The 25,366-nt window shown below is 63.8% G+C and carries 36 protein-coding genes; 33 read left to right on the top strand and 3 right to left on the bottom strand.

The window, feature by feature from the left end; genetic code table 11:
• Nucleotides 1-5: 5 nt before the first annotated feature.
• The 32 genes from rplP (at nucleotide 6) to ACTTAG_RS01820 (ending at nucleotide 22,393) form a co-directional block, all read left to right on the top strand.
• Nucleotides 6-419 carry a 50S ribosomal protein L16 gene (gene rplP, locus ACTTAG_RS01665; RefSeq protein ID WP_444463887.1) on the top strand — a complete coding sequence of 138 codons (414 nt, stop codon included), beginning with the start codon at nucleotides 6-8 and terminating at the stop codon, nucleotides 417-419.
• Between the two features lie 158 nt (nucleotides 420-577).
• Entirely contained in the window at nucleotides 578-1,258 is a 681-nt protein-coding gene (locus ACTTAG_RS01670; RefSeq protein WP_444463888.1) for a hypothetical protein, read from the top strand.
• A gap of 171 nt (nucleotides 1,259-1,429) precedes the next feature.
• Nucleotides 1,430-1,630: a 50S ribosomal protein L29 gene (gene rpmC / locus ACTTAG_RS01675; RefSeq protein WP_013066053.1), complete on the top strand. Its 201-nt coding sequence runs from the start codon at nucleotides 1,430-1,432 to the stop codon at nucleotides 1,628-1,630.
• Between the two features lie 11 nt (nucleotides 1,631-1,641).
• Nucleotides 1,642-1,875, top strand: coding sequence for a 30S ribosomal protein S17 (gene rpsQ / locus ACTTAG_RS01680; RefSeq protein WP_013066054.1), 234 nt, complete (start codon nucleotides 1,642-1,644; stop codon nucleotides 1,873-1,875).
• An 88-nt stretch (nucleotides 1,876-1,963) separates the two neighbouring features.
• Nucleotides 1,964-2,332, top strand: a complete 369-nt coding sequence (gene rplN / locus ACTTAG_RS01685; RefSeq protein WP_013066055.1) for a 50S ribosomal protein L14 — start codon at nucleotides 1,964-1,966, stop codon at nucleotides 2,330-2,332.
• Nucleotides 2,332-2,640 (top strand): 50S ribosomal protein L24, encoded by a 309-nt coding sequence (gene rplX, locus ACTTAG_RS01690; RefSeq protein WP_444463889.1) that lies wholly within the window; start codon nucleotides 2,332-2,334, stop codon nucleotides 2,638-2,640. The genes rplN and rplX overlap by 1 nt, the downstream gene beginning before the upstream one ends.
• The gene (gene rplE / locus ACTTAG_RS01695) at nucleotides 2,640-3,197 is read left to right on the top strand and encodes a 50S ribosomal protein L5 (protein ID WP_444463890.1); all 558 of its coding nucleotides are present in this window, start codon (nucleotides 2,640-2,642) and stop codon (nucleotides 3,195-3,197) included. The genes rplX and rplE overlap by 1 nt, the downstream gene beginning before the upstream one ends.
• Before the next feature lie 15 nt (nucleotides 3,198-3,212).
• On the top strand, nucleotides 3,213-3,518 hold the full coding sequence (rpsN, locus tag ACTTAG_RS01700; RefSeq protein WP_013066058.1) for a 30S ribosomal protein S14: 306 nt from the start codon (nucleotides 3,213-3,215) through the stop codon (nucleotides 3,516-3,518).
• A 12-nt stretch (nucleotides 3,519-3,530) separates the two neighbouring features.
• Nucleotides 3,531-3,929 (top strand): 30S ribosomal protein S8, encoded by a 399-nt coding sequence (gene rpsH, locus ACTTAG_RS01705; RefSeq protein WP_444463891.1) that lies wholly within the window; start codon nucleotides 3,531-3,533, stop codon nucleotides 3,927-3,929.
• A gap of 10 nt (nucleotides 3,930-3,939) precedes the next feature.
• A complete protein-coding gene (rplF, locus tag ACTTAG_RS01710; protein ID WP_444463892.1) occupies nucleotides 3,940-4,473 on the top strand; it encodes a 50S ribosomal protein L6 in 534 nt (177 codons plus the stop codon).
• 11 nt (nucleotides 4,474-4,484) lie between these two features.
• The gene (rplR, locus tag ACTTAG_RS01715; protein WP_444463893.1) at nucleotides 4,485-4,844 is read left to right on the top strand and encodes a 50S ribosomal protein L18; all 360 of its coding nucleotides are present in this window, start codon (nucleotides 4,485-4,487) and stop codon (nucleotides 4,842-4,844) included.
• 114 nt (nucleotides 4,845-4,958) lie between these two features.
• Complete coding sequence (rpsE, locus tag ACTTAG_RS01720; RefSeq protein WP_444463894.1) at nucleotides 4,959-5,516, top strand: 30S ribosomal protein S5; 558 nt, start codon at nucleotides 4,959-4,961, stop codon at nucleotides 5,514-5,516.
• Between the two features lie 12 nt (nucleotides 5,517-5,528).
• A complete protein-coding gene (rpmD, locus tag ACTTAG_RS01725; protein ID WP_013066063.1) occupies nucleotides 5,529-5,720 on the top strand; it encodes a 50S ribosomal protein L30 in 192 nt (63 codons plus the stop codon).
• An 86-nt stretch (nucleotides 5,721-5,806) separates the two neighbouring features.
• Entirely contained in the window at nucleotides 5,807-6,142 is a 336-nt protein-coding gene (locus ACTTAG_RS01730) for a ribonuclease E inhibitor RraB (RefSeq protein WP_013066064.1), read from the top strand.
• 78 nt (nucleotides 6,143-6,220) lie between these two features.
• A complete protein-coding gene (locus ACTTAG_RS01735) occupies nucleotides 6,221-6,916 on the top strand; it encodes a DUF4145 domain-containing protein (protein WP_444463895.1) in 696 nt (231 codons plus the stop codon).
• Between the two features lie 140 nt (nucleotides 6,917-7,056).
• Complete coding sequence (gene rplO, locus ACTTAG_RS01740) at nucleotides 7,057-7,527, top strand: 50S ribosomal protein L15 (RefSeq protein ID WP_444463896.1); 471 nt, start codon at nucleotides 7,057-7,059, stop codon at nucleotides 7,525-7,527.
• 103 nt (nucleotides 7,528-7,630) lie between these two features.
• The gene (gene secY / locus ACTTAG_RS01745; RefSeq protein ID WP_444463897.1) at nucleotides 7,631-9,001 is read left to right on the top strand and encodes a preprotein translocase subunit SecY; all 1,371 of its coding nucleotides are present in this window, start codon (nucleotides 7,631-7,633) and stop codon (nucleotides 8,999-9,001) included.
• An 11-nt stretch (nucleotides 9,002-9,012) separates the two neighbouring features.
• Nucleotides 9,013-9,666 carry an adenylate kinase gene (locus ACTTAG_RS01750; protein WP_444463898.1) on the top strand — a complete coding sequence of 218 codons (654 nt, stop codon included), beginning with the start codon at nucleotides 9,013-9,015 and terminating at the stop codon, nucleotides 9,664-9,666.
• Nucleotides 9,667-9,844: 178 nt separating this feature from the next.
• The gene (gene rpsM / locus ACTTAG_RS01755) at nucleotides 9,845-10,213 is read left to right on the top strand and encodes a 30S ribosomal protein S13 (protein ID WP_136908052.1); all 369 of its coding nucleotides are present in this window, start codon (nucleotides 9,845-9,847) and stop codon (nucleotides 10,211-10,213) included.
• A 15-nt stretch (nucleotides 10,214-10,228) separates the two neighbouring features.
• Nucleotides 10,229-10,618: a 30S ribosomal protein S11 gene (rpsK, locus tag ACTTAG_RS01760; protein ID WP_013066070.1), complete on the top strand. Its 390-nt coding sequence runs from the start codon at nucleotides 10,229-10,231 to the stop codon at nucleotides 10,616-10,618.
• Between the two features lie 119 nt (nucleotides 10,619-10,737).
• Nucleotides 10,738-11,754 carry a DNA-directed RNA polymerase subunit alpha gene (locus ACTTAG_RS01765; protein ID WP_444463899.1) on the top strand — a complete coding sequence of 339 codons (1,017 nt, stop codon included), beginning with the start codon at nucleotides 10,738-10,740 and terminating at the stop codon, nucleotides 11,752-11,754.
• Between the two features lie 132 nt (nucleotides 11,755-11,886).
• Nucleotides 11,887-12,306, top strand: coding sequence for a 50S ribosomal protein L17 (gene rplQ, locus ACTTAG_RS01770; RefSeq protein WP_013066072.1), 420 nt, complete (start codon nucleotides 11,887-11,889; stop codon nucleotides 12,304-12,306).
• Between the two features lie 171 nt (nucleotides 12,307-12,477).
• Nucleotides 12,478-13,089, top strand: a complete 612-nt coding sequence (locus ACTTAG_RS01775) for an autoinducer binding domain-containing protein (RefSeq protein WP_444463900.1) — start codon at nucleotides 12,478-12,480, stop codon at nucleotides 13,087-13,089.
• A 49-nt stretch (nucleotides 13,090-13,138) separates the two neighbouring features.
• Nucleotides 13,139-13,729, top strand: coding sequence for an acyl-homoserine-lactone synthase (locus ACTTAG_RS01780; RefSeq protein ID WP_444463901.1), 591 nt, complete (start codon nucleotides 13,139-13,141; stop codon nucleotides 13,727-13,729).
• A 77-nt stretch (nucleotides 13,730-13,806) separates the two neighbouring features.
• Nucleotides 13,807-15,114 (top strand): replication-associated recombination protein A, encoded by a 1,308-nt coding sequence (locus ACTTAG_RS01785; protein ID WP_444463902.1) that lies wholly within the window; start codon nucleotides 13,807-13,809, stop codon nucleotides 15,112-15,114.
• 97 nt (nucleotides 15,115-15,211) lie between these two features.
• The gene (locus ACTTAG_RS01790) at nucleotides 15,212-16,276 is read left to right on the top strand and encodes an RluA family pseudouridine synthase (protein WP_444463903.1); all 1,065 of its coding nucleotides are present in this window, start codon (nucleotides 15,212-15,214) and stop codon (nucleotides 16,274-16,276) included.
• Nucleotides 16,276-16,932, top strand: coding sequence for an HAD-IA family hydrolase (locus ACTTAG_RS01795; RefSeq protein ID WP_444463904.1), 657 nt, complete (start codon nucleotides 16,276-16,278; stop codon nucleotides 16,930-16,932). The genes ACTTAG_RS01790 and ACTTAG_RS01795 overlap by 1 nt, the downstream gene beginning before the upstream one ends.
• Nucleotides 16,929-17,642 (top strand): ATP12 family chaperone protein, encoded by a 714-nt coding sequence (locus ACTTAG_RS01800; RefSeq protein WP_444463905.1) that lies wholly within the window; start codon nucleotides 16,929-16,931, stop codon nucleotides 17,640-17,642. The genes ACTTAG_RS01795 and ACTTAG_RS01800 overlap by 4 nt, the downstream gene beginning before the upstream one ends.
• 219 nt (nucleotides 17,643-17,861) lie before the next feature.
• Nucleotides 17,862-18,878: an amino acid ABC transporter substrate-binding protein gene (locus tag ACTTAG_RS01805; protein ID WP_444463906.1), complete on the top strand. Its 1,017-nt coding sequence runs from the start codon at nucleotides 17,862-17,864 to the stop codon at nucleotides 18,876-18,878.
• A gap of 126 nt (nucleotides 18,879-19,004) precedes the next feature.
• Nucleotides 19,005-20,285, top strand: coding sequence for an amino acid ABC transporter permease (locus ACTTAG_RS01810; RefSeq protein ID WP_444463907.1), 1,281 nt, complete (start codon nucleotides 19,005-19,007; stop codon nucleotides 20,283-20,285).
• Nucleotide 20,286: 1 nt separating this feature from the next.
• Nucleotides 20,287-21,591: an amino acid ABC transporter permease gene (locus ACTTAG_RS01815; protein WP_444463908.1), complete on the top strand. Its 1,305-nt coding sequence runs from the start codon at nucleotides 20,287-20,289 to the stop codon at nucleotides 21,589-21,591.
• A gap of 10 nt (nucleotides 21,592-21,601) precedes the next feature.
• Nucleotides 21,602-22,393 (top strand): amino acid ABC transporter ATP-binding protein, encoded by a 792-nt coding sequence (locus ACTTAG_RS01820; protein ID WP_444463909.1) that lies wholly within the window; start codon nucleotides 21,602-21,604, stop codon nucleotides 22,391-22,393.
• 81 nt (nucleotides 22,394-22,474) lie between these two features.
• Here the strand turns inward: ACTTAG_RS01820 and ACTTAG_RS01825 are convergent, their stop codons facing one another.
• The 3 genes from ACTTAG_RS01825 to argB are packed head-to-tail and all read right to left on the bottom strand — an operon-like array spanning nucleotide 22,475 to nucleotide 24,494.
• Nucleotides 22,475-22,996: a SixA phosphatase family protein gene (locus tag ACTTAG_RS01825; RefSeq protein ID WP_444463910.1), complete on the bottom strand. Its 522-nt coding sequence runs from the start codon at nucleotides 22,994-22,996 to the stop codon at nucleotides 22,475-22,477.
• A complete protein-coding gene (locus ACTTAG_RS01830) occupies nucleotides 22,993-23,619 on the bottom strand; it encodes a ferredoxin (RefSeq protein WP_444463911.1) in 627 nt (208 codons plus the stop codon). Before ACTTAG_RS01830 ends, ACTTAG_RS01825 begins: the two co-directional genes overlap by 4 nt.
• Nucleotides 23,616-24,494, bottom strand: coding sequence for an acetylglutamate kinase (gene argB / locus ACTTAG_RS01835; RefSeq protein ID WP_444465178.1), 879 nt, complete (start codon nucleotides 24,492-24,494; stop codon nucleotides 23,616-23,618). Before argB ends, ACTTAG_RS01830 begins: the two co-directional genes overlap by 4 nt.
• 128 nt (nucleotides 24,495-24,622) lie before the next feature.
• Between argB and ACTTAG_RS01840 the strand changes: the two genes are divergently transcribed.
• On the top strand, nucleotides 24,623-25,354 hold the full coding sequence (locus ACTTAG_RS01840; RefSeq protein WP_444463912.1) for an SDR family NAD(P)-dependent oxidoreductase: 732 nt from the start codon (nucleotides 24,623-24,625) through the stop codon (nucleotides 25,352-25,354).
• The last annotated feature ends 12 nt before the right edge of the window (nucleotides 25,355-25,366 follow it).

The raw sequence follows: 25,366 nt of genomic DNA on the forward strand, positions 1-25,366 counted from the left end.
GAACCATGCTGCAACCGAAACGGACGAAATTCCGCAAACAGCACAAGGGCCGCATTCATGGTGAGGCCAAGGGCGGCTTCAACCTGAACTTCGGTTCCTTCGCCCTCAAGGCGACCGAGCCGGAGCGTGTGACGGCCCGTCAGATCGAAGCGGCCCGCCGCGCGATCACCCGTCACATGAAACGTCAGGGCCGGGTCTGGATCCGGGTGTTCCCCGATGTTCCGGTCTCGTCGAAGCCGACCGAAGTCCGGATGGGTAAAGGCAAAGGCTCTGTCGATTTCTGGGCGTGCAAGGTCAAACCGGGCCGCATCATGTTCGAGATCGACGGCGTGCCGGAGCCGATCGCCCGTGAAGCCCTGCGCCTTGGCGCGAACAAGCTTCCGGTGCTGACCCGCATCGTCGCCCGCGAAGACTGGTAATCTCTCCGGTCCTTGCGACAGAATTGGGCCCCGCCGGGAACGGCGGGGCCTTTTCCATTCCGGGCGCTCCCGCGAATGTGACGACTTGATGACGGTTGCCGATTGCGCGGCGCGGCGAACTGCCCGATCCTTGCCGGGTCATGCAGGGAGACGGGGCCGTGTCGGCGGGTCGCATCGAAAGAACGGTGGTGTCCGGCCAGCCCGGATGGGTGAAGCGGGCCGAACATGTCGGGCTGCGGCTGCGGCTGCAAAAGGGCGACCCGCGGCGTCTGTTCGAGACCGAGCGGCGAGCCTATCTGAGCCTGCAGGATGCGCATCTGCCCTTTCCCAAGGTTCTGGCCAGCGGTCCCGATCACTTCGTTCTGGCCGATGCCGGTCCGACGGTGCGCAGCCTGTTGCGGGCGGCGGGGCCGCAGGACCCGGGGGTGCGGGCGGCTCTCGTGGCCGCGGCCGAGGCGCTGGCACGGTTGCACGGGGCGGGCTACAGCCACGGTCGGCCGAACCTGTGCGACATCTGCTGGCAGGACGGCCGCATCACCTTCATCGACCTGGAAAAATACCGGGTGACCCAGAACACCCGCAGCGGTCATATCCGCGATCTGCTGATCTTCTTCTTTGATCTTTGCGCCGAGACGGGCGCGGTCGATGCCGCGGTTCTGGCCGCCCGCGACGCCTATTGCCGGCAGGATGCGCAGGGGATCTGGGCGGGGGCGGTGCAGCGGATGCGGCTGTTGCGCCCGGTTCTGGCGCTGATCGGCGTGCTGACCCGGCCGCTGCGGCACAAGCGCGATTTTCGCGCCCTCGCGCCCCTTGTCGCGCTGTTTTGCGATCCGCGCTGAGCCCGCATTCGGGGCTTGCCCCGCGGGGCGCTTTCCTGTAGGCAGCGGCATCCGCGCGCCGGTCCCTTCGGGAATCGGCCGTGGCTGACATAACCCACCGGACCAAGGGTCACCCCAAGCGTGTGCAAACACCCAAGCGGGGCCTTCCGGTGCCAGACAAGGAACCCTGGGATGAAAGCCCAAGATCTCAAGGCGAAGACGCCTGACGAGCTTCGCGACGCGCTTGTTGCGCTGAAAAAGGAAGCCTTCAACCTCCGCTTCCAGGCCGCCACCAACCAGCTGGAAAACACCGCCCGCATGCGCGCCGTCCGTCGTGACGTTGCCCGTGTGAAGACGGTGCTGAACCAAAAAGCTGCTGAAGCCGCGAAGTAAGGAGACTTCCGATGCCCAAACGTATCCTTCAAGGGGTCGTGACCTCGGACAAGAACGATCAGACGATCACTGTCCTCGTGGAACGCCGCTTCAAGCATCCGCTGCTGCAAAAAACGGTGCGGAAATCGAAGAAATACCGCGCGCATGACGCGCTGAACCAATTCAAGACCGGTGACACCGTCCGCATCGAGGAATGTGCGCCGATCTCGAAGACGAAACGCTGGACGGTCGTCGTCGAGGCCTGAGCAATCAGGCCCGGCGATGAACGTTCAGTTCATCGAAACCCTGGGACGGCTACCTGCATAGGCGTTCCCAAAGGTCGGGAGTAACAACATGATCCAGATGCAGACCAATCTGGATGTCGCTGACAACTCTGGCGCGCGCCGAGTTCAGTGCATCAAGGTTCTGGGCGGCTCGCACCGCCGCTACGCATCCGTGGGCGACATCATCGTGGTGTCGGTCAAGGAGGCGATTCCGAAAGGCCGCGTGAAGAAGGGCGACGTCCGCAAGGCCGTTGTCGTGCGCACCGCCAAGGAAGTCCGTCGCGAAGATGGCACCGCCATCCGCTTCGACCGCAACGCCGCCGTCATCCTGAACAACCAGGGCGAACCGGTCGGCACCCGTATCTTCGGGCCGGTCGTTCGTGAGCTGCGCGCGAAGAACTTCATGAAGATCATCTCGCTTGCGCCGGAGGTGCTGTGATGGCTGCGAAACTCCGCAAGGGCGACAAGGTCGTCGTGCTCACCGGCAAGGACAAGGGCAAGCAAGGTGAAATCACCGCTGTCATGCCCAAGGACAACAAGGCGATCGTCGATGGCGTGAACATGGCGATCCGCCATCAGCGTCAGACCGCGACCGCTCAGGGCGGCCGCACGCCGAAGGCGATGCCGATCGACCTGTCGAACCTCTCGCTGATCGACGCGAACGGCAAGGCGACCCGCGTCGGCTTCCGCATCGAAGCCGATGGCAAGAAGGTCCGTTTTGCCAAGACCACCGGGGAGGCGATCTGATGCTCGACCAAGCCACCTATACCCCGCGTCTCAAGGCGCTCTACTTCTCGACCATCCGCGCTGCGATGAAAGAGCAGTTCGGCTACGGCAACGAGATGCAGATCCCGAAGATCGAAAAGATCTGCCTGAACATGGGCGTCGGCGAAGCCGTCAAGGACACCAAGAAAGTCAAGCAAGCCGCCGAGGAGCTGACGCTCATCGCCGGTCAGAAGGCTGTCATCACCAAGGCCAAGAACTCGATCGCCGGGTTCCGCGTCCGTGAAGAGATGCCGCTGGGCTGCAAGGTGACCCTGCGCGGTGACCGGATGTATGAATTCCTCGACCGTCTGATCAACATCGCTTTGCCGCGCGTGCGCGACTTCCGCGGTGTGAAACCGTCGTTCGACGGCCGTGGCAACTTCGCCATGGGTCTCAAGGAACATATCGTGTTCCCGGAGATCGATTTCGACAAGGTCGACGAAGTGCTGGGGATGGACATCATCATCTGCACCTCGACCAAGGTCGATGCCGAAGCGAAGGCGCTGTTGAAAGCCTTCAACATGCCTTTCAACGCCTGATCGCGGAGAGAATTTATGGCCAAGAAATCCATGGTTGAACGCGAAGTGAAGCGCGCCAAGCTGGTGAAGCAATTCGCCAACAAGCGCGCCTCGCTCAAGGCGATCATCGAAGATCAGTCCCGCCCGATGGAAGAGCGCTTCAAGGCGACTCTGAAACTGGCGGAACTCCCCCGCAACTCGTCGGCCGTGCGTCTGCACAACCGTTGCCAACTGACCGGCCGTCCCCATGCTTACTACCGTAAGCTCAAACTCTCGCGGATCATGCTGCGTGACCTGGCCTCGTTCGGCCAGATCCCCGGCATGGTGAAGTCGAGCTGGTAAGGGAGACCGGGAATGTCCATGAACGATCCCCTCGGCGATATGCTGACCCGCATCCGCAACGCGCAAATGCGCGGCAAGTCCACCGTGAAAACCCCGGCGTCGAAACTGCGCGCCTGGGTGCTCGATGTGCTTGCGGCGGAAGGCTACATCCGTGGCTATGAGAAAACGACCTCGACCGACGGCCATCCGGAGCTCGAGATCAGCCTGAAGTATTACGAAGGCACCCCGGTGATCCGCGAGATTGCGCGCGTTTCGAAACCGGGTCGTCGCGTTTACGCTTCGGTCAAGGAAATCCCCTCGGTCCGCAACGGCCTTGGCGTTTCCATCGTCTCCACGCCGAAAGGCGTCATGACGGACGCGGCCGCACGCACTGCCAACGTTGGCGGTGAAGTGCTCTGCACCGTGTTCTAAGGAGGGTCAGATGTCTCGTATCGGCAAGAAACCGGTCGAATTGCCCGCGGGCGTCAGCGCGACGCTGTCGGGTCAGACCATCGAAGTGAAGGGGCCGAAAGGCACCCGCAGCTTCACCGCCACCGACGACGTGACGGTTGCGATCGACGGCTCGACCGTCACCGTGACCCCGCGTGGCACCTCCAAGCGCGCCCGCCAGCAATGGGGCATGGTGCGTTCGATGGTTGCCAACCTCGCCACCGGCGTCTCCACCGGCTTCAAGAAAGACCTGGAAATTCAAGGCGTGGGTTACCGCGCCGCGATGCAGGGCAATATCCTGAAGCTGTCGCTCGGCTATTCGCATGAAGTCAATTTCGAGGTGCCCGCTGGCGTGACCATCGCCACCCCGAAACAGACCGAAATCACCATCGAAGGCATCGACCAGCAACTGGTCGGCCAGGTGGCCGCGAACATCCGCGAATGGCGCAAGCCCGAGCCCTACAAGGGCAAAGGCATCCGCTACAAGGGCGAGTTCATCTTCCGCAAGGAAGGCAAGAAGAAGTAAGGGGCGCAAAAATGGCGAACAACAAACGAGAGCTGTTCCTCAAGCGCCGCCTGCGCGTCCGGAACAAACTGAAGGCGATGGCCAATGGCCGCGCCCGTCTGTCGGTGCATCGCTCGTCGAAGAACATCAGCGTCCAGCTGATCGACGACGTCAAAGGCGTGACGATTGCTGCCGCGTCGACTCTGGAAAAAGAGTTCGGCTGCGTCGGCAAGAACAACGTCGAAGCGGCCACCAAGATCGGTGCCGCGATCGCCGAACGTGCGAAGAAAGCCGGGGTCGAAACCTGCTACTTCGACCGTGGCGGCTTCCTGTTCCACGGGAAGATCAAGGCTCTGGCCGACGCAGCCCGCGAAGGCGGTCTGAAGTTCTGAGCCTGGTGGGGGGCTGTGCAGCCCTCCCGATGATCCGGGGGCGGTCCCTTTGGGGCTGCCCACCTGGATTGGTTTAACGGCGTGACCCCACGCCATTCACGAAAGGAATGCCTGATGGCAGAACGTGAAAACCGCCGGGAGCGTCGCGCCGAGCGCGAAGAGACCCCGGAATTCGCCGATCGTCTGGTTGCGATCAACCGCGTCTCGAAAACCGTGAAGGGTGGGAAACGCTTCGGCTTTGCCGCGCTCGTGGTGGTCGGTGACCAGCGCGGCCGCGTCGGCTTCGGCAAGGGCAAGGCCAAGGAAGTGCCGGAAGCGATCCGCAAGGCGACGGAACAGGCGAAACGCTCGCTGATCCGCGTGCCGCTGCGCGATGGCCGCACCCTGCACCATGACATCGAAGGCCGTCACGGCGCCGGCAAGGTGGTGATGCGGACGGCTCCGGCCGGGACCGGGATCATCGCCGGTGGTCCGATGCGCGCTGTCTTCGAGATGCTGGGCGTTCAGGACGTGGTCGCGAAGTCGATCGGGTCGCAGAACCCCTACAACATGATCCGCGCCACCATCGACGGTCTGAAGCTGGAAGCCTCGCCCCGCAACGTCGCGGCGCGCCGTGGCAAGAAAGTGGCCGACATCCTGCCGAAGACCGCCGCTGAAGCGGCCGAAGCCTGAGGAGTGTGAGAGATGGCGAAGAAAACCATCGTCGTGCAACAGGTGGCCTCGGCCGCCCGTCGTCCGGCCATCCAGACCGCGACCCTCAAGGGTCTTGGCCTGAACAAGATCCGCCGCACCCGTGAGCTGGAAGACACTCCGGCCGTCCGTGGCATGGTCAACAAGATCTCGCACCTGGTGAAGATCATCGAAGAGCGCGGCTGAGCGTCCTTCGCGAAGATTGAGGAACGCCCCGGGTATCCCCCGGGGCGTTTTTCGTTTAGGACGGTGGGGCAACCAAGGAGGCGATCATGGACCTGAAGCAGCAGAAAGCCGAGACCGAACAGGTGTTTCGCGAAATCCAGTCGATGGAATCGCTGCCCGAGAAGGCCTGCATCAACTTCCAGTTCGTCACCGACGAGCCGAAAGCCGACTGGGACGGCTTCACCGAGGCCGCCGAGGCCGCGGGTTACACGGTCGAATGGTATGAGGCCGATGACGAGGACGACGAGGATTGCCTTGAAATCACCACCGGGCCGGTGGTGCTGACCTTCGAGAACCTTTGGGCCGAGGAGGAAAAGCTGACGCTGATGGCGGCGATCTATGGGTTCATCGCCGACGGCTGGGGGTTCTTCGAGGAGGAGTGAGGGTTAGGTGGGACGCCCATTTGGGCGCCCCAAAATTATGATTGGGAAGCATTCGTACGGCTGACGGAGGTTGAGTCCATGAGCATAGACTCCTTCGAGATCCCCAACGTTTTTCGAGTCGATCAAGTCGATGCAGTTGTGGAGAATAATAAAATTTACTCCATACAGTTGCGCTGCCCGCACTGCTCCGCCCTTGGCACATTCGGAAGTGTCGTGGGTGGGCTACGCTACAAAAAGCGCAAAGCGATCAGTTCCTCCTACGACATAGTAACCGCGGCGGTTCGTATGTGCCCAAATCCAAAATGCTGTGGGCTCGTTTTCACAATCACTTCATCGGCGCAAGAAACTCTATCTGTGTCACCGCCCGAGTTGCTTGAGTGCAGCTTTGAAGATGTTCCCGCGGCAATTGCAGCTACATTAAAGGAGGCGATTGCGTGCCATTCGGCCGGATCGTTTCGAGCGTCCGCGATGATGGTGAGGCGGTTGCTGGAAGAGTTATGCGAAGACGCGGGCGTTGAGGGGCGTACGCTTCACGACAGGCTCAAAGGGCTTCGGACGAAGATTACTCTGCCTGAAGAGCTCTTTAATGCGATGGACGAACTTAAGGCACTAGGTAACGACGCCGCACACATCGAAGCGAAGAGTTATGCGATGATAGATCGGGAGGAGGCAGAGCTATCAATCGAGCTTGCCAAAGAAATTGTCAAAGCGCGTTTCCAGCACAAAAGTCTGGTCGAGCGTCTTAAGTCTAGGAAGACGACTGGAGCTGCATGATGACGGTTGAGCAGGAGGCTTGACCCCGCCGCCCCCGCACCGCTATACGCCCCCGGTGGCCCAGCCACAGAATCAACAACAAACGCCGTGTGTGCTCCGGTTTCGCTTCCGGGGGCATCTTCCGGCAAAGGAGAAGCGACATGAAACTTCATGAAATCCGCGACAACGCGGGGGCTGCCAAGAAATCCAAGCGCGTTGCGCGTGGTCCGGGGTCGGGCAAGGGCAAAACCGCTGGCCGTGGTATCAAGGGTCAGAAATCGCGTTCGGGCGTCGCCATCGGCGGCTACGAAGGCGGTCAGATGCCGCTTTACCGGCGTCTGCCGAAGCGCGGCTTCAACAAGCCCAACCGCAAGGAATATGCCGTCGTCAACCTCGGCCTGATCGAGAAATTCATCGCCGCGGGCAAGCTGGACGCCTCGGCGCCGATCACCGAAGACGCGATCATCACCGCGGGCCTCACTGCGCGCAAGCGTGACGGCATCCGCATTCTCGCCAAGGGCGAAATCACCACCAAGGTCACGCTGGTCGTGACCGGCGCTTCCGCCGCGGCCGTCGAAGCCGTCGCGAAAGCCGGTGGCACGCTGACCGTTGCTGCGGCCGCTGCCGAATAATCGGTTGTGAACGGGCCAAGGCCCGCTTACATAGGCAACAGTTTTCCAGGCGCCGCCGACCGGAGAACGGTCTGGCGGCGCTTCTCGCATGAAAGAGACGGGCATGGCATCTGCTGCAGAGCAAATGGCGGCGAACCTGAGCTGGTCGGCCTTTAGCAAGGCCACCGATCTCAGGGCGCGCATCTTCTTCACCATCGGGCTGCTGATCATCTACCGGCTCGGGACCTATATTCCGGTGCCCGGCATCGACGCCGACGCGCTGCGCGATTTCATGGAACGGGCCTCGCAGGGGATCGGCGGCATGCTGTCGATGTTCACCGGCGGCGCGCTCGGTCGGATGGGCGTCTTTGCGCTTGGCATCATGCCCTATATCTCCGCCTCGATCATCGTGCAGCTGATGACGGCGCTGGTGCCCGCGCTGGAGCAGATGAAGAAGGAAGGCGAGCAGGGCCGCAAGAAGATCAACCAGATCACCCGCTATTCGACGGTGGCGCTGGCGACCTTTCAGGCCTGGGGGCTGGCCACCAGCCTCTACAGCGGCGGCATGGCCACCGATGCGGTGCCGCAGCTGTTCTTCATCGCCTCGGTCGTGGTGACGCTGGTCGGCGGCACGATGTTCCTGATGTGGCTGGGCGAGCAGATCACCGCGCGCGGCATCGGCAATGGGGTGTCGCTGATCATCTTCGTCGGCATCGTTGCGGAAATTCCGGCGGCGGCGGCCTCGTTCTTCGCGCAGGGCCGGGCGACCGGCAACAGCTCGATCCCGATCACCATCGGCATGATGGTCATGGTGGTTGCGGTCATCGCTTTCGTCGTCTTCATGGAACGGGCGCTGCGCAAGATCCATATCCAGTATCCGCGCCGTCAGGTCGGGATGAAGATCTATGACGGCAGCTCCTCGCATCTGCCGATCAAGGTCAACCCGGCGGGCGTGATCCCGGCGATCTTCGCCTCGTCGCTGCTGCTTCTGCCCACCACGATCTCGACCTTCTCGGGCGACAACACCGGGCCGATCATGTCGACGATCCTGGCCTATTTCGGCCCGGGCCAGCCGCTTTATCTGGCCTTCTACGCCGGGATGATCGTCTTCTTCGCCTATTTCTACACCGCGAATGTCACCTTCAAATCCGACGAGGTGGCGGACAATCTGAAGAATCAGGGCGGCTTCATTCCGGGCATCCGCCCCGGCAAGAAGACCGAGGATTACCTGGATTATGTCGTGGCCCGGATTCTGGTGCTGGGGTCCGGCTATCTGGCGCTGGTCTGCCTGCTGCCGACGATCCTGCAGACGGAACTGGGCGTGCCGTTCTACTTCGGCGGGACGTCGGTGCTGATCGTGGTCTCGGTGACGATGGACACGATCAACCAGGTGCAGTCGCATCTTCTGGCGCACCAATATGAAGGGCTCATCGAACGCTCGCAACTGCGCGGCAAACGCAAATCGGCCACGAAGAAGGCGCCCACGCGGCGCTGAGGGAGGAAAGCATGGCCAATATCATCCTGCTGGGACCGCCCGGCGCAGGCAAGGGCACCCAGGCCCGCAAGCTGGTCGAGGAACGCGGCATGGTGCAGCTGTCCACCGGGGACATGCTGCGCGAGGCCAAGACCTCGGGCACCGAAATGGGCAAGAAGGTCGCCGAGGTGATGGACCGCGGCGAGCTGGTGACGGATGAAATCGTCATCGGCCTGATCGAGGAGAAGCTCTCCTCGGGCCAGGGCGCGGGCTTCATCTTTGACGGCTTCCCCCGCACCCTGCCGCAGGCGGATGCGCTGGGGCGGCTTCTGGCGAAGATCGGCCAGAAGCTGGATGCGGTGATCGAGATGCGCGTCGACGACGAGGCGCTGGTGGACCGGATTTCCGGGCGTTTTACCTGCGGCGCCTGCGGCGAGGTCTATCACGACACGACGAAGCCGGTGACGGTGGCGGGCACCTGCGACGCCTGCGGCTCGCATGACCTGCGCCGCCGGGCCGACGACAATGCCGACAGCCTGCGCATCCGGCTGATGGAATATTACAAGAAGACCTCGCCGCTGATCGGCTATTACTATCACGCGGGCGATCTGTTTGGCGTCGATGGTCTGGCCGAGATCGACGAGGTCGCGGCCTCGGTCGCGGCCATTCTTGATCAGCAGGCGTAAGGCGGTTACCGCTTGACCTGCGCGGAAATACCCTCTAGGTCGCGGTGTCTCGCATGAGAATCGCCCGAATCTCCGGATGCCGGAGGTTCGGGCGTTCAGCCGTCCGGAAGAATCTTTTCCGGACAAGTTGTGAAAAAAGGTTCTGGCATCACGGAACCGCAACGAAAGGAAGCACGCTTTGGCACGTATTGCTGGCGTCAACATTCCGACCGGGAAACGCGTCCCGATCGCTCTTCAATACATCCACGGCATCGGCCCGATGTTCGCGAAACAGATCGTGGACGCCGTCGGCATCGCCGAAGCCCGTCGGGTGAACGAACTGACCGACGCCGAAGTGCTCGCCATCCGCGAATACATCGACGCGCATTTCACCGTCGAAGGTGACCTGCGCCGTGAAGTCTCGATGAACATCAAGCGTCTGATGGACCTTGGTTGCTACCGTGGCCTGCGTCACCGCAAGAACCTGCCGGTTCGCGGCCAGCGCACCCACACCAACGCCCGCACCCGCAAGGGCCCGGCGAAACCGATCGCCGGCAAGAAGAAATAAGGGGAGGGGTAGCACATGGCTCGTGACAAGACTCGCGTCAAACGCAAGGAACGCAAGAACATCGCCGCTGGTGTGGTGCATGTGAACTCGTCGTTCAACAACACCAAGATCCTGATTTCCGACGTGCAGGGCAACGCCATTTCGTGGTCGTCCTCGGGCACGATGGGCTTCAAGGGCTCGCGCAAATCGACCCCCTATGCCGCGCAGATGGCCGCTGAAGACGCGGCCCGCAAGGCGCAGGAACACGGCCTGAAAACCGTCGACGTCGAAGTGCAGGGCCCGGGTTCGGGCCGCGAATCGGCGCTGCGCGCGCTGGCCGCGGTTGGTCTTAACATCACCTCGATCCGGGATGTGACGCCGATCGCCCACAACGGCTGCCGTCCGCCCAAGCGCCGCCGCGTCTGATTGATTGTAGTAAGCCGGGCCGTGCGGGGATGTCCTCGCGCGGCCCGGTCAGTTTCGTTTTTTCCTCGGGCGTTCCGGGCAAGGGACATGGGTCCGGAACAAGAATGGAGGCAGAGCGCATGATCCACAAGAATTGGGCCGAACTGATCAAGCCGACGCAGCTTGAAATCAAGCCGGGCAACGATCCCCAACGGCAAGCCACCGTCATCGCGGAACCGCTGGAACGCGGCTTCGGTCTGACGCTGGGCAACGCGCTGCGCCGCGTTCTGATGAGCTCGCTGCAAGGCGCGGCGATCACCTCGGTGCAGATCGACAACGTCCTGCACGAGTTCTCCTCGGTTGCGGGCGTGCGGGAAGATGTCACCGACATCATCCTGAACCTCAAGGGCATTTCGCTGAAGATGGATGTCGAGGGGCCGAAACGCCTTTCGATCTCGGCCAAGGGTCCGCGCGTCGTGACCGGCGCTGACATCTCGGAATCGATGGGCATCGAGGTCCTGAACAAGGATCACGTGATCTGCCACCTCGACGATGGCGCCGATGTGTTCATGGAGCTGACCGTGAACACCGGCAAGGGCTATGTGGCCGCCGACAAGAACCGTCCGGAAGATGCGCCGATCGGGCTGATTCCGATCGATGCGATCTATTCGCCGGTGAAGAAGGTCGCCTATGACGTGCAACCGACCCGCGAGGGCCAGGTGCTCGACTATGACAAGCTGACGATGAAGATCGAAACCGATGGCTCGCTGACGCCCGAGGACGCGGTGGCCTATGCCGCCCGCATCCTGCAGGACCAGCTGTCGATCTTCGTGAACTTCGAAGAGCCGGAATCGGCGTCCAAGGCCGATGCCGACGACGGGCTCGAGTTCAACCCGCTGCTGCTGAAGAAAGTGGACGAGCTGGAACTGTCGGTCCGGTCGGCGAACTGCCTGAAGAACGACAACATCGTCTATATCGGCGATCTGATCCAGAAAACCGAAGCCGAGATGCTGCGCACCCCGAACTTCGGCCGCAAGTCGCTGAACGAGATCAAGGAAGTGCTGTCGTCGATGGGGCTGCACCTTGGCATGGAAGTCGAGGATTGGCCGCCGGAGAACATCGAAGATCTGGCGAAGCGCTTCGAAGACCAGTTCTGAGAAATTCCGGGGGGTGGGCGACCGCCCCCCCGAAAATGCCCGGTCAGCCGGGGAACTCTGGGCAGGATGCCCCAACGAAGCCCCCCGCACGCACGGGGCGCAACACAAAGCAAAACGCAATAGGAGATCATCATGCGTCACGCCCGCGGCTACCGCCGTCTGAACCGCACCCACGAACACCGCAAGGCGCTGTTCGCCAACATGTGCGGCTCGCTCATCGAACATGAACAGATCAAGACCACCCTGCCGAAAGCCAAGGAACTGCGTCCGATCATCGAAAAGCTGATCACGCTGGCCAAGCGCGGCGATCTGCACGCCCGTCGTCAGGCGGCGGCGATGCTGAAGCAGGACAAGGACGTGGCGAAGCTGTTCGACGTGCTCGGCCCGCGTTACAAGGACCGTCAGGGCGGCTACACCCGCGTTCTGAAAGCCGGTTTCCGCTATGGCGACATGGCGCCGATGGCCTTCATCGAATTCGTCGAGCGTGACGTTTCGGCGAAGGGCGCGGCCGACAAGGCCCGCGAAGCCGCCTTCGAAGCGGCCGACGAATAAGCCTTCCGCAAGGGAAGCCGGAAACCCGCCCTCTGGGCGGGTTTTTTTGTTTGCGGCAAGGCTTCGGCGCGGGGGCATTTGCGCGCAGGATTATGCCGAAAAGCGGCCAAAACGCCCCTTTCTTGCGCAAATCCCGGTTGATCTTTCCGCGCCGCACCTGTCTAAAAAGACATGTCCATTCACGCCGAGATCAACAAGTGCCTGAAAGACATCGGTCGCATTGCGACGGATGGCTATTTCATCGGTCTGCACATCCGTTTTGCCGCGCCGATCATGCAATTTCAGACCTATCCCGATGCCTGGACGGACCATTACACGCGGCAAGCCTATGCGCTGCGCGATCCGACGATCGCCTGGGGCTTCTCCGAAGAGGGCGCCTGCCGCTGGAGCGAATTCACCCTGCCCGATCCGTTCAACATTCTGGGTGAGGCGCGGCGATTCGGGTTGAATTACGGGGTGACCGTGTCCTGCGGGCCGGTGACCTCGCGTACGATTGCCTCTTTCACCTTGAGAGAGCGGGAGTTCCGGGACGACGAGATCGACACGATCTCGCAACTGATCCGGCGTCTGCATGATTTGGCGCAGCCGCCGGAGGGCCTGACCAAGGCCCAGATCGAGGCCCTGCGGTGCATCGCTGCCGGGGATCGACATGCTGCTGCTGCTGCGAAGCTTGGCATCACGCAGTCTGCGTTCAAGGCCCGCCTTCTGTCGGCCCGGGAACGTCTGATGGCCAGAACCACGGCCGAAGCAATCCAGAGAGCGAAGGAGTACCGGCTGCTGTAGGTCCTCGCGGCGGTCACCTCCGGGCCGTTCCTCAACCCGGAGAAGACCGATGCAGACCACCACACTTTCCTTTGCCAACATGCACAACCATGGCGAGCTTTTCGCCAATGTCTTTCGCGCCAGGCGGCAAAGTTTCATCGTTCAGAACCGCTGGGAGCTTCCCGAGGCTCTTGGCATGGAATTCGACCAATATGACACGCCGCAAAGCCGCTGGATCGCGGTGCATGACGGCGGTCAGGTCTATGCCGGGGTCCGCCTGACCCCGACCACCGCGCGTTGCGGCATCTACAGCTACATGATTCGCGATGCCCAGAGGGGGACGCTGGGCGGCGCGATCCCGCAAAACCTGCTTTGGGACGAAGCCCCGGTCGATCCGCCGATCTGGGAAAGCTCGCGCGTGTTCGTGTCGCATGAGATCCCGATGCAGGACCGCCGCAAGGTGCATTTCCGGCTGGTCGAAGCGATGGGGCGCGCGGCGCGCGAGCAGGGGGCAACACGGCTGCTGGCGATCAGCGCCGCAAGCTGGCCGCGCTGGTATCGCCGCTGCGGGCTGGTGGCCCAGCCGATCGGGCCGGTGCTGTTCATCGGCGACGGCGATTATCAATGCGTCTCGATCGACCTGATGGCGAAGCTGCACTGATCCGGGGGTAAGCCCGGTGGCGGCCCCGCCAATCGCCCCTTCCGCCCCGGGGCAGGCGGGGATAGGGTGGGGCCGCCATGCCCGATCTGTTCGACACATCCACACCCAAGGGGGCCGAGGCCCCGCGTCCGCTGGCCGACCGCATCCGCCCGCAGCATCTGTCCGAGGTGATCGGCCAGACCCATGTGCTTGGCCCCGAGGGGCCGCTTGGCGCGATGCTGGCGGCGGGTTCGCTGGGGTCGGTGATCCTTTGGGGGCCGCCCGGGGTCGGCAAGACGACGATTGCCCGGCTGCTGGCGCATGAGACCGACCGCGCCTTCGTGCAGATTTCCGCGATCTTTTCCGGCGTGCCGGAGCTGCGCAAGGTCTTCGACGCGGCGAAGCTGCGGATGGGGCAGGGGCGGGGCACGCTGCTGTTCGTCGATGAAATCCACCGCTTCAACAAGGCGCAGCAAGACAGTTTCCTGCCGCATATGGAGGATGGCACGATCCTTCTGGTCGGGGCCACCACCGAAAACCCCAGTTTCGAGCTGAACGCCGCGCTATTGTCGCGCGCGCAGGTGATTGTTCTGGAACGGCTTTCGCTGGCCGATCTGGAACGGCTGGCGCAAAGGGCGGAACAGGCCTTGGGCAAGGCCCTGCCGCTCAAGGCCCCGGCGCGGGAAGCGCTTTTGGAAATGGCCGATGGCGATGGCCGCGCGGCCTTGAACCTGATCGAGCAGGTGATGGCCTGGAAGCTCTCGGCGCCCTTGGACACCGAGGCGCTGTCGTCGCGGCTGATGCGCCGCGCCGCGAATTACGACAAGTCGGGCGACGGCCATTACAACCTGATTTCGGCCTTGCACAAATCGGTCCGCGGATCGGACCCGGATGCCGCGCTCTACTGGTATTGCCGCATGCTGGAGGGCGGCGAGGATCCGCGCTTCATCGCCCGTCGCCTGACCCGGATGGCGGTCGAGGATATCGCGCTGGCCGATCCGCAGGCGCAGACGCTCTGCCTGCATGCCTGGGAAACCTATGAGCGGCTGGGCTCGCCCGAGGGCGAATTGGCCCTCGCGCAGGCGGTCATCTATCTGGCCCTCGCGCCGAAATCGAACGCCGGTTACGTCGCCTACAAGGCCGCGCGCGAGGCGGCCCGCAAGACCGGCTCCGCCCCGCCGCCCAAACATATCCTGAATGCCCCCACCCGGCTGATGGAGGAACAGGGCTTCGGGGCGGGCTATCAATACGACCACGATGCCGAGGACGGCTTTTCCGGCCAGCATTATTTCCCCGACGGGATGAAGCGGCCGGTCTTCTACAGCCCGGTCGAGCGGGGGTTCGAACGCGAGCTGAAAAAGCGGGTCGACTGGTTCGCGAAGCTGCGCGAAAAGCGCGGCGGTTGACAACGCGCGCCAAGCTGGCAAAGGAAGCGGACGGATCCCGGCCCCGTTGCGGCAGGGCAGGCTTATCGCGGGCGGGTGCCCGCACGGGGGTTTTCGCATGAGTTCGGTGCAACTGATCAAGGTGACCGAGGACGAGGGCGAAAGCCGTCTGGACCGCTGGCTGAAGAAGAAATTCCCCAGCCTCACCCAGGGCGCGGTGGAAAAGCTGTGCCGCACCGGGCAATTGCGGGTGGATGGCGGGCGGGTCAAGGCCAGCGACCGGATCGGCCCGGGCATGGAGGTGCGCGTGCCGCCCCTGCCCGAGGCGGGCACGAAGGCGCCCGAAAGCCGGTCCGAGGCGCGGCGGGATCGGGTGACGATCTCGCGCGATGATGAAAAGATGATCCAAGCCGCGGTGCTGTGGAAGGATGAACACATCATCGCGCTGAACAAGCCCGCCGGTCTGCCCTCGCAGGGCGGTTCGGGGCAGGGGGACCGGCACGTCGATGGTCTGCTCGACGCGCTGATGTTTGGCTACAAGGACCGGCCGAAGATGGTGCACCGGCTCGACAAGGACACCTCGGGGGTGCTGCTCATTGCCCGCACCGACCGGGTGGCGCGGGCGCTGTCGGAATCCTTCCGGCTGAAGACCACCCGCAAGATCTATTGGGCGGCGGTGGCGGGCGTGCCCAGCCCGAAGAAGGGCACGATCCGCTATGGTCTGGTGAAGGCGCCGGGTCACGGTCGCGGCGGCGAAGGCGAAAAGATGCTCTGCATTCACCCGTCCAAAGTCGATGCGACGCCCGATGCGAAACGCGCCACCACCGATTTCGCGGTGATCGACGGGCTGGGAAGCCGCGTCAGCTGGGTCGGCCTTGTGCCGATCACCGGGCGCACGCACCAGCTGCGCGCCCATATGGCGGAACTGGGCCATCCGATCGTCGGCGATGGCAAATATGGCGGCTCGGGGCAGGAAAATCTGGGCGACGGCTGGGGCTCGCAGCTGGGCGGAGAGCTGTCGCGCAAGCTGCATCTGCATGCGCGCACGATTTCCTTTGACCATCCGATCACGAAAAAGCGCGTCACCATCACCGCGCCGCTGCCCGATCACATGGTCCGCACCTGGAAAACGCTCGGCTGGATCGAGGGCGAGGCTCCGCTGGACCCGTTCGAGGACGCTTGATGAAACTGGCGATCTTCGATGTCGACGGCACGCTGTCCGACAGCCAGGCGCATATCCTTGCCGCGATGACCGAGGCGTTTCGGGCCGTCGGCCTGTCCCCGCCGCCGCCCGCGGCGGTGCTGGCGATCGTCGGCCTGTCGCTGCCGGTCGCGATGGCGGATCTGGCCCCCGCGGCCGATGCCGAAACGCAGGCGGCGCTGGTGGCGGCCTACAAGGCCAGCTATTTCACCGGCCGCGCCGCCGCGCCCGCGCCGCTGTATCCGGGCGCCAAGGCGTGTCTTTTGCATCTGGCCGGGCGGGAGGACTGGCTTTTGGCCATCGCCACCGGCAAGTCGCGCCGCGGGGTGAACGCGCTGATCGCCCATCACGGGCTTGACGGGCTCTTCACTTCGGCGCAGGTGGCGGACGATCACCCCTCGAAGCCGCATCCTTCGATGGTGCTGGAAGCGCTGCGCGCGGCGGGGGTTGACGCGCAAGATGCGGTGATGATCGGCGACACCACTTTCGACATCGAGATGGGTCGCGCCGCGGGGGTGGCGACGATTGGCGTCAGCTGGGGCTATCACCCTGTTTCCGAATTGAAAAAGGCCGGAGCCGGGCGGATCGTCGAGAGTTTCGCCGCGCTGGAACAGGCACTGCAGGAGGGGCTGGCATGAGCGGCTGGAAAGCGAAACGGTTCTGGAAAGCCGCAACGGTCGAGGCCTGCGAGGGCGGCTTCACGGTGACGCTCGACGGGCGCGCGGTGAAGACCCCGGCCAAGGCCGCGCTGGTGCTGCCGACCCGGGCGATGGCCGAGGCCGTCGCCGCCGAATGGCAGGCGCAGGGCGAAAAGGTCGATCCCGCGACGATGCCGGTAACGCGCTCGACCAATGCCGCGCTGGACAAGGTGCGCCCGCAGCAGGCCGAGGTGGCCGGGCTGATCGCCGCCTATGGCGAGACCGATCTGCTGTGCTACCGCGCCGAACGGCCCGCAGAGCTGGTGGCGCGGCAGGCCGCGGCCTGGGATGGCTGGCTGGGCTGGGCCGCCGCGCGGCTCGGTGCGCGGTTGAGTGTGACCGCGGGGGTTCTGCCCGTCGCGCAGCCGCCCGAAGCTCTGGCCGCGCTGGCCGACCGGGTCGCCGCTTGCGACATCTGGGAACTGGCGGCGCTGCATGATCTGGTCGGCCTCACCGGCTCGCTCGTGCTGGGCCTTGCGGTGGCCGAGGGCGAGATTGACGCCGAGGAGGCCTGGCGGCTCTCGCGCATCGACGAGGACTGGCAGATTTCGCAATGGGGCGCGGACGAGGAAGCCGCCGACCTTGCCGCGCTGAAAAAACAGGCGCTGATCCATGCCGCGCGATTCTGGATACTGCGGCATACCGGCTGAACGGACTTACCCTGACGCGTCCGGGCGCCATCGTCTGCGCGCGGGGCGGGCATTTGCCCGCCTTGCGGGCGCTTGCCGTCGCGAAAATTACTCAGACGACTTGACCAATCTGCCCGCTTTTGCGCAAACTCCGGCAGTCGGGGCGACCTGACAGCCAACTTCAGACCCGTCAAGGGCACGCTCACCGCCGCCAAGGCGGCAACTCAGGAAGAGGTAAACATGAAAAAATCCGTATTCTTCGGCTCGGTTGCGATGGCCACCCTTGTGGCGGGCGCGGCTGCGGCTTCGACGCTCGACGACGTCAAGGCCCGCGGCGAGCTGATCTGCGGCTCGAACCCCGGCCTGACCGGGTTCGCCGCGCCGGATGCCAACGGGGCCTATCAGGGCTTTGACGTCGCGGTCTGCAAGGCCGTTGCGGCGGCGGTCCTGGGTGACCCGATGAAAGTGAAGTATGTGCCCCTGACCGGCGAGACCCGCTTCACCGCGCTGGCCTCGGGCGAGGTGGACGTGCTGGTGCGCAACTCGACCTGGACCTTCTCGCGCGATACCGAGCTGGCGCTCGATTTCGTCGCCGTCAACTACTACGACGGTCAGGGCTTCATGGTGAACAAGTCGCTCGGCGTCAGTTCGGCCAAGGAACTCGACGGCGCGACGATCTGCGTGCAGACCGGCACCACCACCGAGATGAACCTCGCCGATTTCTTCAAGGCGAACAACATGACCTATACGCCGGTGAACATCGCCGATGACGCGGAAGGCCAGCAGAAATTCGCCGCCGGCGCCTGCGACAGCTACACCACCGACGCTTCGGGCCTGGCCTCGTCGCGCGCGACGCTGCCCAATGCCGCCGATATCGTGATCCTGCCCGAGATCATCTCGAAGGAACCGCTCGGCCCGGTCGTGCGTCATGGCGACAACAACTGGGGCGACATCGTCCGCTGGAGCTTCTACGCGCTCGTCGCCGCCGAGGAATACGGCGTGACCAAGGCGAACCTGGAAGAAGTGGCCGCGACGACGCAGAACCCGGAAATCCGCCGCCTGCTCGGCCTCGAAGGCGACATGGGCAAGAAGATCGGTCTCGACAATGAGTTCGCCAAGCGCGCGATCCTGGCCTCGGGCAACTACGGCGAGGTCTTCGAAGCCAATATCGGGGCGTCGACCTCGATCGGTCTGGCGCGCGGTCTGAACGCGCAATGGACCCAGGGCGGGCTGATGTACGCCCCGCCGTTCCGCTGATCCCGTCTTTCGATGCGGCCGGGCCAAGCCCCGGCCGCATTTTGCATTTCAAGGACGGTCTGCCGGGACACAGGTCCCGAACGCAGTCGGCGCAAAGCCGCGGGGCAGATCGGACAGGGGAAAACCATGGCACTTGCAAGTGACCCGCCGAAAGCTGGCTTTCGGCTCTCGATGCTCATTTACGACACGCGGTTCCGCGCGATCACCATCCAGATCGTGGTTCTGCTGCTGTTTCTGGCCGGTCTCGTCTGGCTGCTCAACAACGCCTATGTGAACTTGGAAGCCAAGGGCAAGGACTTCAACTTCAGCTTCCTGTGGACGCGGGCGGGCTATGACCTGGCGCAGACGCTGATCCCCTATTCGAACGACGACACCCATTTCCGGGCGCTGGTCGAGGGGCTCTTGAACACCCTTCTGGTCTCGGTTCTGGGCTGTTTCTTCGCCACGATCCTTGGCACGGTGATCGGCGTGCTCCGGCTTTCGCACAACTGGCTCGTGGCGCGGATCATGACGGTCTATGTCGAGACCTTCCGCAACATTCCCCTGCTATTGTGGATCCTGCTGATGGGCACGATCCTGGCCGAGACCCGGCCCAATCCGCGCGATTTCCGCATCACCGAGGCGATGCAGGCCGCGGGCGAGGCCCCCAAGGCCTCGATGTGGTTCTTTGACTCGGTGGCGGTGACGAACCGCGGCACCAACATGCCCGCCCCCGCCTTCGACAATTCGCTGGGCGTGGTCGATATCGGCTGGAACCTGCCCGTCAGCCTGAACGCGCTGGCGATCATCGCGGTGATGTCGGCCTCGTTCTGGGGCTGGCGGCGGCTGATGGCCCGCGCCAAGGCGGTGCAGGAGGCGACCGGCATCCGGCCCATGACCTGGTTGCCAAGCCTGCTGATCCTGTTTGCGCCGATTTCCGCCCTGCTTTGGGCGCTTGGCTTCCATCTGGATTATCCGCGGATCACAAAATTCGACTTCACCGGCGGCTTCCAGATGCTGCATTCCTTCACCGCGCTGTTGATCGCGCTGACGCTTTATACCGCGGCCTTCATCGCGGAAATCGTGCGGGCGGGGATTCAGGCGATCTCCAGGGGCCAGACCGAGGCCGCCTATGCGCTGGGTCTGCGGCCGGGCCGCACCATGAGCCTTGTCATCCTGCCGCAGGCGCTTCGGGTGATCGTGCCGCCCTTGATCTCGCAGTTCCTGAACCTGACGAAGAACTCGTCGCTGGCCATCGCGGTCAGCTACATGGACCTGCGCGGCACGCTGGGCGGGATCACGCTGAACCAGACCGGCCGGGAACTCGAATGCATGCTTCTGATGATGCTGATCTATCTGACCATCAGCCTGACGATTTCCAGCCTGATGAACCTTTACAACAGTTCGATCAAGCTGAAGGAGCGCTAAGATGAGTGACACCTCCTTCGTGCGCACCGAAATGCTGGCGCCCCGCCCCGCCCCCGTGTCGCAGGTGGGCGCGGTGAAATGGCTGCGCGAGAACCTGTTCTCGGGGCCGCTGAACACCGCTCTGACGATCCTTGGCCTGCTGGCCACGGTCTGGCTGGTGCAGGCGGCGGCGCCGTGGTTGCTGCATGGCGTCTGGAACGCCAATTCGCTGACCGAATGCCGCGCGATCATCGCCGAGCGCTGGGGCCCCGAGGCCACCGGCGCCTGCTGGGCGATCATCCGGGTGCGCTGGAACCAGTTCCTGTTCGGCTTCTACCCGGTCGATCAATACTGGCGGCTGATCCTGACCTTTGCCGGGCTTTTCCTGGCGCTGGCCCCGGCGCTGTTTGACGCCCTGCCGCGCAAACTGCTTTGGGGGACGCTGCTCTATCCGTTCGTGGCGTTCTGGCTGCTCTGGGGCGGCTCGGTCTGGGGGCCGGTGGCGGTGCTGGCGGGCTTTGCGCTGATGAGCTTGCTGTTCACCGCGCTGGCGCCGAAACTGGGCGTGCCGGTCTCGGCCGGGATCGGGCTTGTCGGTGCGGTGCTGGTCTGGCTTTACGCCACCGATCCGATCGAGGCGGCGCTGCAATCGGTTCTGCCGCTGGCCCTGTCCGAGGTGGACAGCGACCAGTTCGGCGGCTTCCTGCTGGCGCTGGTGATCGGGGTGAGCGCCATCGTCGTCTCGCTGCCTCTAGGCATCCTCTTGGCGCTGGGGCGGCAATCGGACATGCTGATCGTGAAATCGCTTTCGGTCGGCGTGATCGAATTCGTCCGCGGCGTGCCCCTGATCACGCTGCTCTTCTCGGCCTCGCTGCTTTTGCAATACTTCCTGCCGCCGGGAACGAATTTCGACCTGATCCTGCGGGTGGTGATCCTGGTGACGCTGTTTGCCGCCGCCTATATCGCCGAGGTGATCCGCGGCGGTCTGGCCGCCCTGCCGCGCGGCCAATATGAGGCCGCCGATGCGCTGGGGCTGGATTACTGGCAGGCGCAGCGGCTGATCATCATGCCGCAGGCGCTGAAGATCTCGATCCCGGGCATCGTCTCCAGCTTCATCGGGCTTTTCAAGGATACGACGCTGGTGGCCTTTGTCGGGCTTTTCGACCCGCTCAAGGGGATTTCGAACGTCGTGCGTTCCGACATGGCGTGGAAGGGCACCTATTGGGAACCCTATATCTTCGTCGCCCTCATCTTCTTCCTCTTCAACTTCAGCATGTCGCGCTACTCGATGTATCTCGAGCGCAAGCTGAAGCGTGACCACCGTTAAGGAGGCGCTCATGTCAGAGCCCAGCTATGACCACCAGGTCGACCGCAGCCACATGCAGGTGAGCGACGAGGTCGCGATCCAGATCAGCCAGATGAACAAGTGGTATGGCCAGTTCCACGTGTTGCGCGACATCAACCTGACGGTGCATCGCGGCGAGCGGATCGTGATTGCCGGGCCTTCGGGCTCGGGCAAGTCAACGATGATCCGCTGCATCAACCGGCTGGAGGAACACCAGTCCGGCAAGATCATCGTCGACGGGATCGAACTGACCTCGGATCTGAAGAACATCGACAAGGTGCGGTCCGAAGTCGGGATGGTGTTCCAGCACTTCAACCTGTTCCCGCATCTGACGATTCTGGAAAACCTGACGCTGGCGCCCATTTGGGTGCGCAAGGTGCCCAAGCGCGAGGCCGAGGAAACCGCGATGTATTACCTGGAAAAGGTGAAGATCCCGGAGCAGGCGCATAAATACCCCGGCCAGCTCTCGGGCGGGCAGCAGCAGCGGGTGGCGATTGCGCGCAGCCTGTGCATGAAGCCGAAGATCATGCTGTTCGATGAACCCACCTCGGCGCTTGACCCCGAGATGATCAAGGAAGTGCTGGATACGATGATCCAGCTGGCCGAGGAAGGCATGACGATGCTTTGCGTGACCCACGAGATGGGCTTTGCTCAGGCCGTCGCGAACCGGGTGATCTTCATGGCCGACGGGCAGATCGTCGAGCAGAACAACCCGCATGACTTCTTCCACAACCCGCAATCGGAGCGGACGAAGCAGTTCCTGAGCCAGATTCTGGGACACTGACGGCAGAAGCGGGGGTTTCACACCCCCGCACCCCCTGGGATATTTGAGGCAAGATGAAAGGGCGGCCGTGGGGCTGCCCTTTTACTTGCCGCGGCTCGCCGGAAGGAAGAAGTCGAGCATCGAGCCCTGACCCGGGGCGACTTGCGACCAGTCGTCGATCTGGAAATCGACGATCAGCGTGGCGCAGGTCGGATATTTGCGGAAATCCGGGTCGTAATTCGGCCGCGACGGCAGCGAAGCCGCGAAATCGGCGATCCCCGGATTATGCGCGATCAGCATCACCGTGGAGGCGGTCGCCGTCCGCAGCACCGCCAGCAGCGTCTCCGGCGTGGCCTGATACAGGCTGTCGATATAGCGCACCTCGGGCCGGGTTTCGATCACCGCCGAAGCGACGCCCTCCCAGGTCTCGCGGGTGCGGGTGGCGGGGGAGCAGAGCACCTCCTCGGGTTCAAGCCCGCGCGAGGCGAGAAAATCGCCCAGTTCATGCGCCGCGGCCCGGCCACGCGCGTTAAGCGGCCGATCGGCATCGGCAATCAGGGGATCGTCCCAGCTCGATTTCGCATGGCGGGTGAGGATCAGGCGACGGTGTCCAAGGGGGGTCATCTGTGGAAGTGCCTCATGTGCCAAGCGGATTGAGCCTCCAGCCTGCCATAGCTTTGACCCGGGGGGCAAGAGCGCCGGACAAGACAGCCTGCAGAAAGGCAATTTTCGCCTTCCCGGGTGTTAAGGAAAGCGTGGCAGGCGGGGACGTCATAGCCCTTTGCCGACAGGGCGCCGCAGGGGCAGGCGGTGGCGCAGGGCGCGGCGCAGCCCGAACAGGGGTGTTTTGACGCAGGGGGCAGGGGAAGCCGGTCGGGCAGGGCCAGCGCCCCCCGAAACGAGGTCCAAAGCCCCATCCGCGGATGCGCAAGCATCTGAACCGGCGCGGGAAAGGCCTGCCCCGACTCGGTCGCCCAAGCGAAGAACGGCGGGTAGGGCGGCCCGTCCGAGGGGAAGACCGCGCGCCCGCCGAAGGCCGTGGCCAAGGCCCCGATTACCCGTTTCGACCAGCGGTCGAGCGGATCGGGGCGGCCATCGGCAAATTCCGGCTCTGCCGTGACATGATCCCAGAAGCCGGGCTCGTCAGGGGAGAGGAGCAGGATCGTCTCCTCCCGCTCATGGACCATGCCCGCCACGAACAGCCTGTCCGTGGCCAGCGCTTCGGTCAGGGCCGGGGGCAGGCTCACCGGCGGCGCGGCTTGACCCGCGTCAGCGTCGAGCGGATCATCGAGCCCGCCCCGTGTTCGGTGAAGAGTTCGAGCAGGCAGGCGTTCGGCACCCGGCCATCCAGGATGACCACGGCACGCACGCCCTCCTTGACCGCCTTCAGCGCGGTTTCCACCTTCGGGATCATGCCGCCCGAGATCGTGCCGTCGTCAATCAGCGCATGCACCTCGTCGGGGCTCATCTGGGTGATGACCTCGCCCGCCTTGTTCTTGACGCCCGCCACATCGGTGAGCAGCAGCAGCCGGTCCGCCTGCAGCGCGCCGGCGATGGCGCCCGCGGCGGTGTCGCCGTTGACGTTGAAAGTCTCGTTGTCATTCACGCCCGTCGCCACCGGGGCGATCACCGGAATGAGCCCCGCGCCGTAAAGATCGCGCACGATCTGCACGTTCATCTCGACCGGCTTGCCGACGAAGCCAAGCTCGGGATCGTCCGCCTCGCAGACCATCAGATCGTCGTCCTTGCCGGAAATCCCCACGGCACGGCCGCCCTGATCGTTGATCGCCTGCACGATGCGCTTGTTCACGAGGCCGGAAAGGATCATCTCGACCACCTCGACCGTGGCCTTGTCGGTGACGCGCTTGCCGCGGACCCAGTCGGATTTGATGCCGAGCTTGGACAGCATCTCGTTGATCATCGGCCCGCCGCCATGCACCACGACCGGGTTCATGCCGACCTGCTTCATCAAGACGACATCGCGGGCGAATTCCGCCATCGCCTCGTCGTCGCCCATGGCGTTGCCGCCGAATTTCACCACGACGACGGCGCCGGTGTAACGCTGCAGATAGGGAAGCGCTTCGGAAAGCGTTTTCGCGGTGGCGATCCAGTCACGGTCCATCGTCTGTTTTCTCATCAGGGGCCCTCGGGGAAGTCGGGAAAGTGTTAGAACCAATCATGGTCCCTGCCAAGGGCATTGCCAATGCCGCCGGGGTGATTACATCGAAGGGGAAAAGCAGGAGAACGGGCATGGACGGACGGAAGGTGTTGCTGTTGACAGGGGCGAGCCGCGGGATCGGCCATGCCACGGTAAAGCGCTTCGCGCGCGAGGGCTGGCGGATCATCACCTGTTCGCGCCAACCCTTCCCCGAGCAATGCCCCTGGGGCGGCGGGCGCGAGGATCACATCCAGCTCGATCTGGGCGACCCGAATGCGACCATTCAGGCCATCGACGAGATCAAGTCGCGGCTGGACGGGCGGCTGCATGCGCTGGTGAACAACGCGGGCATTTCGCCGAAAGGGCCGGGGGGATCGCGGCTCAACACCATCGACACCGATCTGCGCACCTGGGGGCAGGTGTTCCATGTGAACTTCTTTGCCTCCATCGTGCTGGCCCGCGGGCTGAAGGATGAACTCTCGGCGGCCAAGGGCGCGGTGGTCAACGTCACCTCGATCGCGGGCTCGCGCGTGCATCCCTTTGCGGGGGCGGCCTATTCGACCTCGAAAGCGGCGCTGAAGGCGCTGACGCGCGAGATGGCGCATGATTTCGGGCCGCTGGGCGTGCGGGTGAATGCGATTGCGCCGGGCGAGATCGAGACATCGATCCTCTCGCCCGGCACCGAAAAGATCGTCGAGACATTGCCCCTGCGCCGCCTGGGCCAGCCGCGCGAAGTGGCCGATGTGATCTGGTTCCTGTGCTCGGATGCGTCAAGCTATGTGACCGGCACGGAAATCGAGGTGAACGCGGGGCAGCACGTCTGACCGGCGGAGAGG

Source organism: Rhodobacter capsulatus (genome assembly GCF_052363185.1).
Lineage (GTDB): Bacteria > Pseudomonadota > Alphaproteobacteria > Rhodobacterales > Rhodobacteraceae > Rhodobacter > Rhodobacter capsulatus_E.

Excerpts from the sequence above, each read along its gene's own strand:
- rplP (WP_444463887.1), top strand. The coding sequence starts at position 6 with ATGCTGCAACCGAAACGGACGAAATTCCGCAAACAGCACAAGGGCCGC.
- rpmC (WP_013066053.1), top strand. The coding sequence starts at position 1,430 with ATGAAAGCCCAAGATCTCAAGGCGAAGACGCCTGACGAGCTTCGCGAC.
- rpsQ (WP_013066054.1), top strand. The coding sequence starts at position 1,642 with ATGCCCAAACGTATCCTTCAAGGGGTCGTGACCTCGGACAAGAACGAT.
- rplN (WP_013066055.1), top strand. The coding sequence starts at position 1,964 with ATGATCCAGATGCAGACCAATCTGGATGTCGCTGACAACTCTGGCGCG.
- rplX (WP_444463889.1), top strand. The coding sequence starts at position 2,332 with ATGGCTGCGAAACTCCGCAAGGGCGACAAGGTCGTCGTGCTCACCGGC.
- rplE (WP_444463890.1), top strand. The coding sequence starts at position 2,640 with ATGCTCGACCAAGCCACCTATACCCCGCGTCTCAAGGCGCTCTACTTC.
- rpsN (WP_013066058.1), top strand. The coding sequence starts at position 3,213 with ATGGCCAAGAAATCCATGGTTGAACGCGAAGTGAAGCGCGCCAAGCTG.
- rpsH (WP_444463891.1), top strand. The coding sequence starts at position 3,531 with ATGTCCATGAACGATCCCCTCGGCGATATGCTGACCCGCATCCGCAAC.
- rplF (WP_444463892.1), top strand. The coding sequence starts at position 3,940 with ATGTCTCGTATCGGCAAGAAACCGGTCGAATTGCCCGCGGGCGTCAGC.
- rplR (WP_444463893.1), top strand. The coding sequence starts at position 4,485 with ATGGCGAACAACAAACGAGAGCTGTTCCTCAAGCGCCGCCTGCGCGTC.
- rpsE (WP_444463894.1), top strand. The coding sequence starts at position 4,959 with ATGGCAGAACGTGAAAACCGCCGGGAGCGTCGCGCCGAGCGCGAAGAG.
- rpmD (WP_013066063.1), top strand. The coding sequence starts at position 5,529 with ATGGCGAAGAAAACCATCGTCGTGCAACAGGTGGCCTCGGCCGCCCGT.
- ACTTAG_RS01730 (WP_013066064.1), top strand. The coding sequence starts at position 5,807 with ATGGACCTGAAGCAGCAGAAAGCCGAGACCGAACAGGTGTTTCGCGAA.
- ACTTAG_RS01735 (WP_444463895.1), top strand. The coding sequence starts at position 6,221 with ATGAGCATAGACTCCTTCGAGATCCCCAACGTTTTTCGAGTCGATCAA.
- rplO (WP_444463896.1), top strand. The coding sequence starts at position 7,057 with ATGAAACTTCATGAAATCCGCGACAACGCGGGGGCTGCCAAGAAATCC.
- secY (WP_444463897.1), top strand. The coding sequence starts at position 7,631 with ATGGCATCTGCTGCAGAGCAAATGGCGGCGAACCTGAGCTGGTCGGCC.
- ACTTAG_RS01750 (WP_444463898.1), top strand. The coding sequence starts at position 9,013 with ATGGCCAATATCATCCTGCTGGGACCGCCCGGCGCAGGCAAGGGCACC.
- rpsK (WP_013066070.1), top strand. The coding sequence starts at position 10,229 with ATGGCTCGTGACAAGACTCGCGTCAAACGCAAGGAACGCAAGAACATC.
- ACTTAG_RS01765 (WP_444463899.1), top strand. The coding sequence starts at position 10,738 with ATGATCCACAAGAATTGGGCCGAACTGATCAAGCCGACGCAGCTTGAA.
- rplQ (WP_013066072.1), top strand. The coding sequence starts at position 11,887 with ATGCGTCACGCCCGCGGCTACCGCCGTCTGAACCGCACCCACGAACAC.
- ACTTAG_RS01775 (WP_444463900.1), top strand. The coding sequence starts at position 12,478 with ATGTCCATTCACGCCGAGATCAACAAGTGCCTGAAAGACATCGGTCGC.
- ACTTAG_RS01780 (WP_444463901.1), top strand. The coding sequence starts at position 13,139 with ATGCAGACCACCACACTTTCCTTTGCCAACATGCACAACCATGGCGAG.
- ACTTAG_RS01785 (WP_444463902.1), top strand. The coding sequence starts at position 13,807 with ATGCCCGATCTGTTCGACACATCCACACCCAAGGGGGCCGAGGCCCCG.
- ACTTAG_RS01790 (WP_444463903.1), top strand. The coding sequence starts at position 15,212 with ATGAGTTCGGTGCAACTGATCAAGGTGACCGAGGACGAGGGCGAAAGC.
- ACTTAG_RS01795 (WP_444463904.1), top strand. The coding sequence starts at position 16,276 with ATGAAACTGGCGATCTTCGATGTCGACGGCACGCTGTCCGACAGCCAG.
- ACTTAG_RS01800 (WP_444463905.1), top strand. The coding sequence starts at position 16,929 with ATGAGCGGCTGGAAAGCGAAACGGTTCTGGAAAGCCGCAACGGTCGAG.
- ACTTAG_RS01805 (WP_444463906.1), top strand. The coding sequence starts at position 17,862 with ATGAAAAAATCCGTATTCTTCGGCTCGGTTGCGATGGCCACCCTTGTG.
- ACTTAG_RS01810 (WP_444463907.1), top strand. The coding sequence starts at position 19,005 with ATGGCACTTGCAAGTGACCCGCCGAAAGCTGGCTTTCGGCTCTCGATG.
- ACTTAG_RS01815 (WP_444463908.1), top strand. The coding sequence starts at position 20,287 with ATGAGTGACACCTCCTTCGTGCGCACCGAAATGCTGGCGCCCCGCCCC.
- ACTTAG_RS01820 (WP_444463909.1), top strand. The coding sequence starts at position 21,602 with ATGTCAGAGCCCAGCTATGACCACCAGGTCGACCGCAGCCACATGCAG.
- ACTTAG_RS01825 (WP_444463910.1), bottom strand. The coding sequence starts at position 22,996 with ATGACCCCCCTTGGACACCGTCGCCTGATCCTCACCCGCCATGCGAAA.
- argB (WP_444465178.1), bottom strand. The coding sequence starts at position 24,494 with ATGGACCGTGACTGGATCGCCACCGCGAAAACGCTTTCCGAAGCGCTT.
- ACTTAG_RS01840 (WP_444463912.1), top strand. The coding sequence starts at position 24,623 with ATGGACGGACGGAAGGTGTTGCTGTTGACAGGGGCGAGCCGCGGGATC.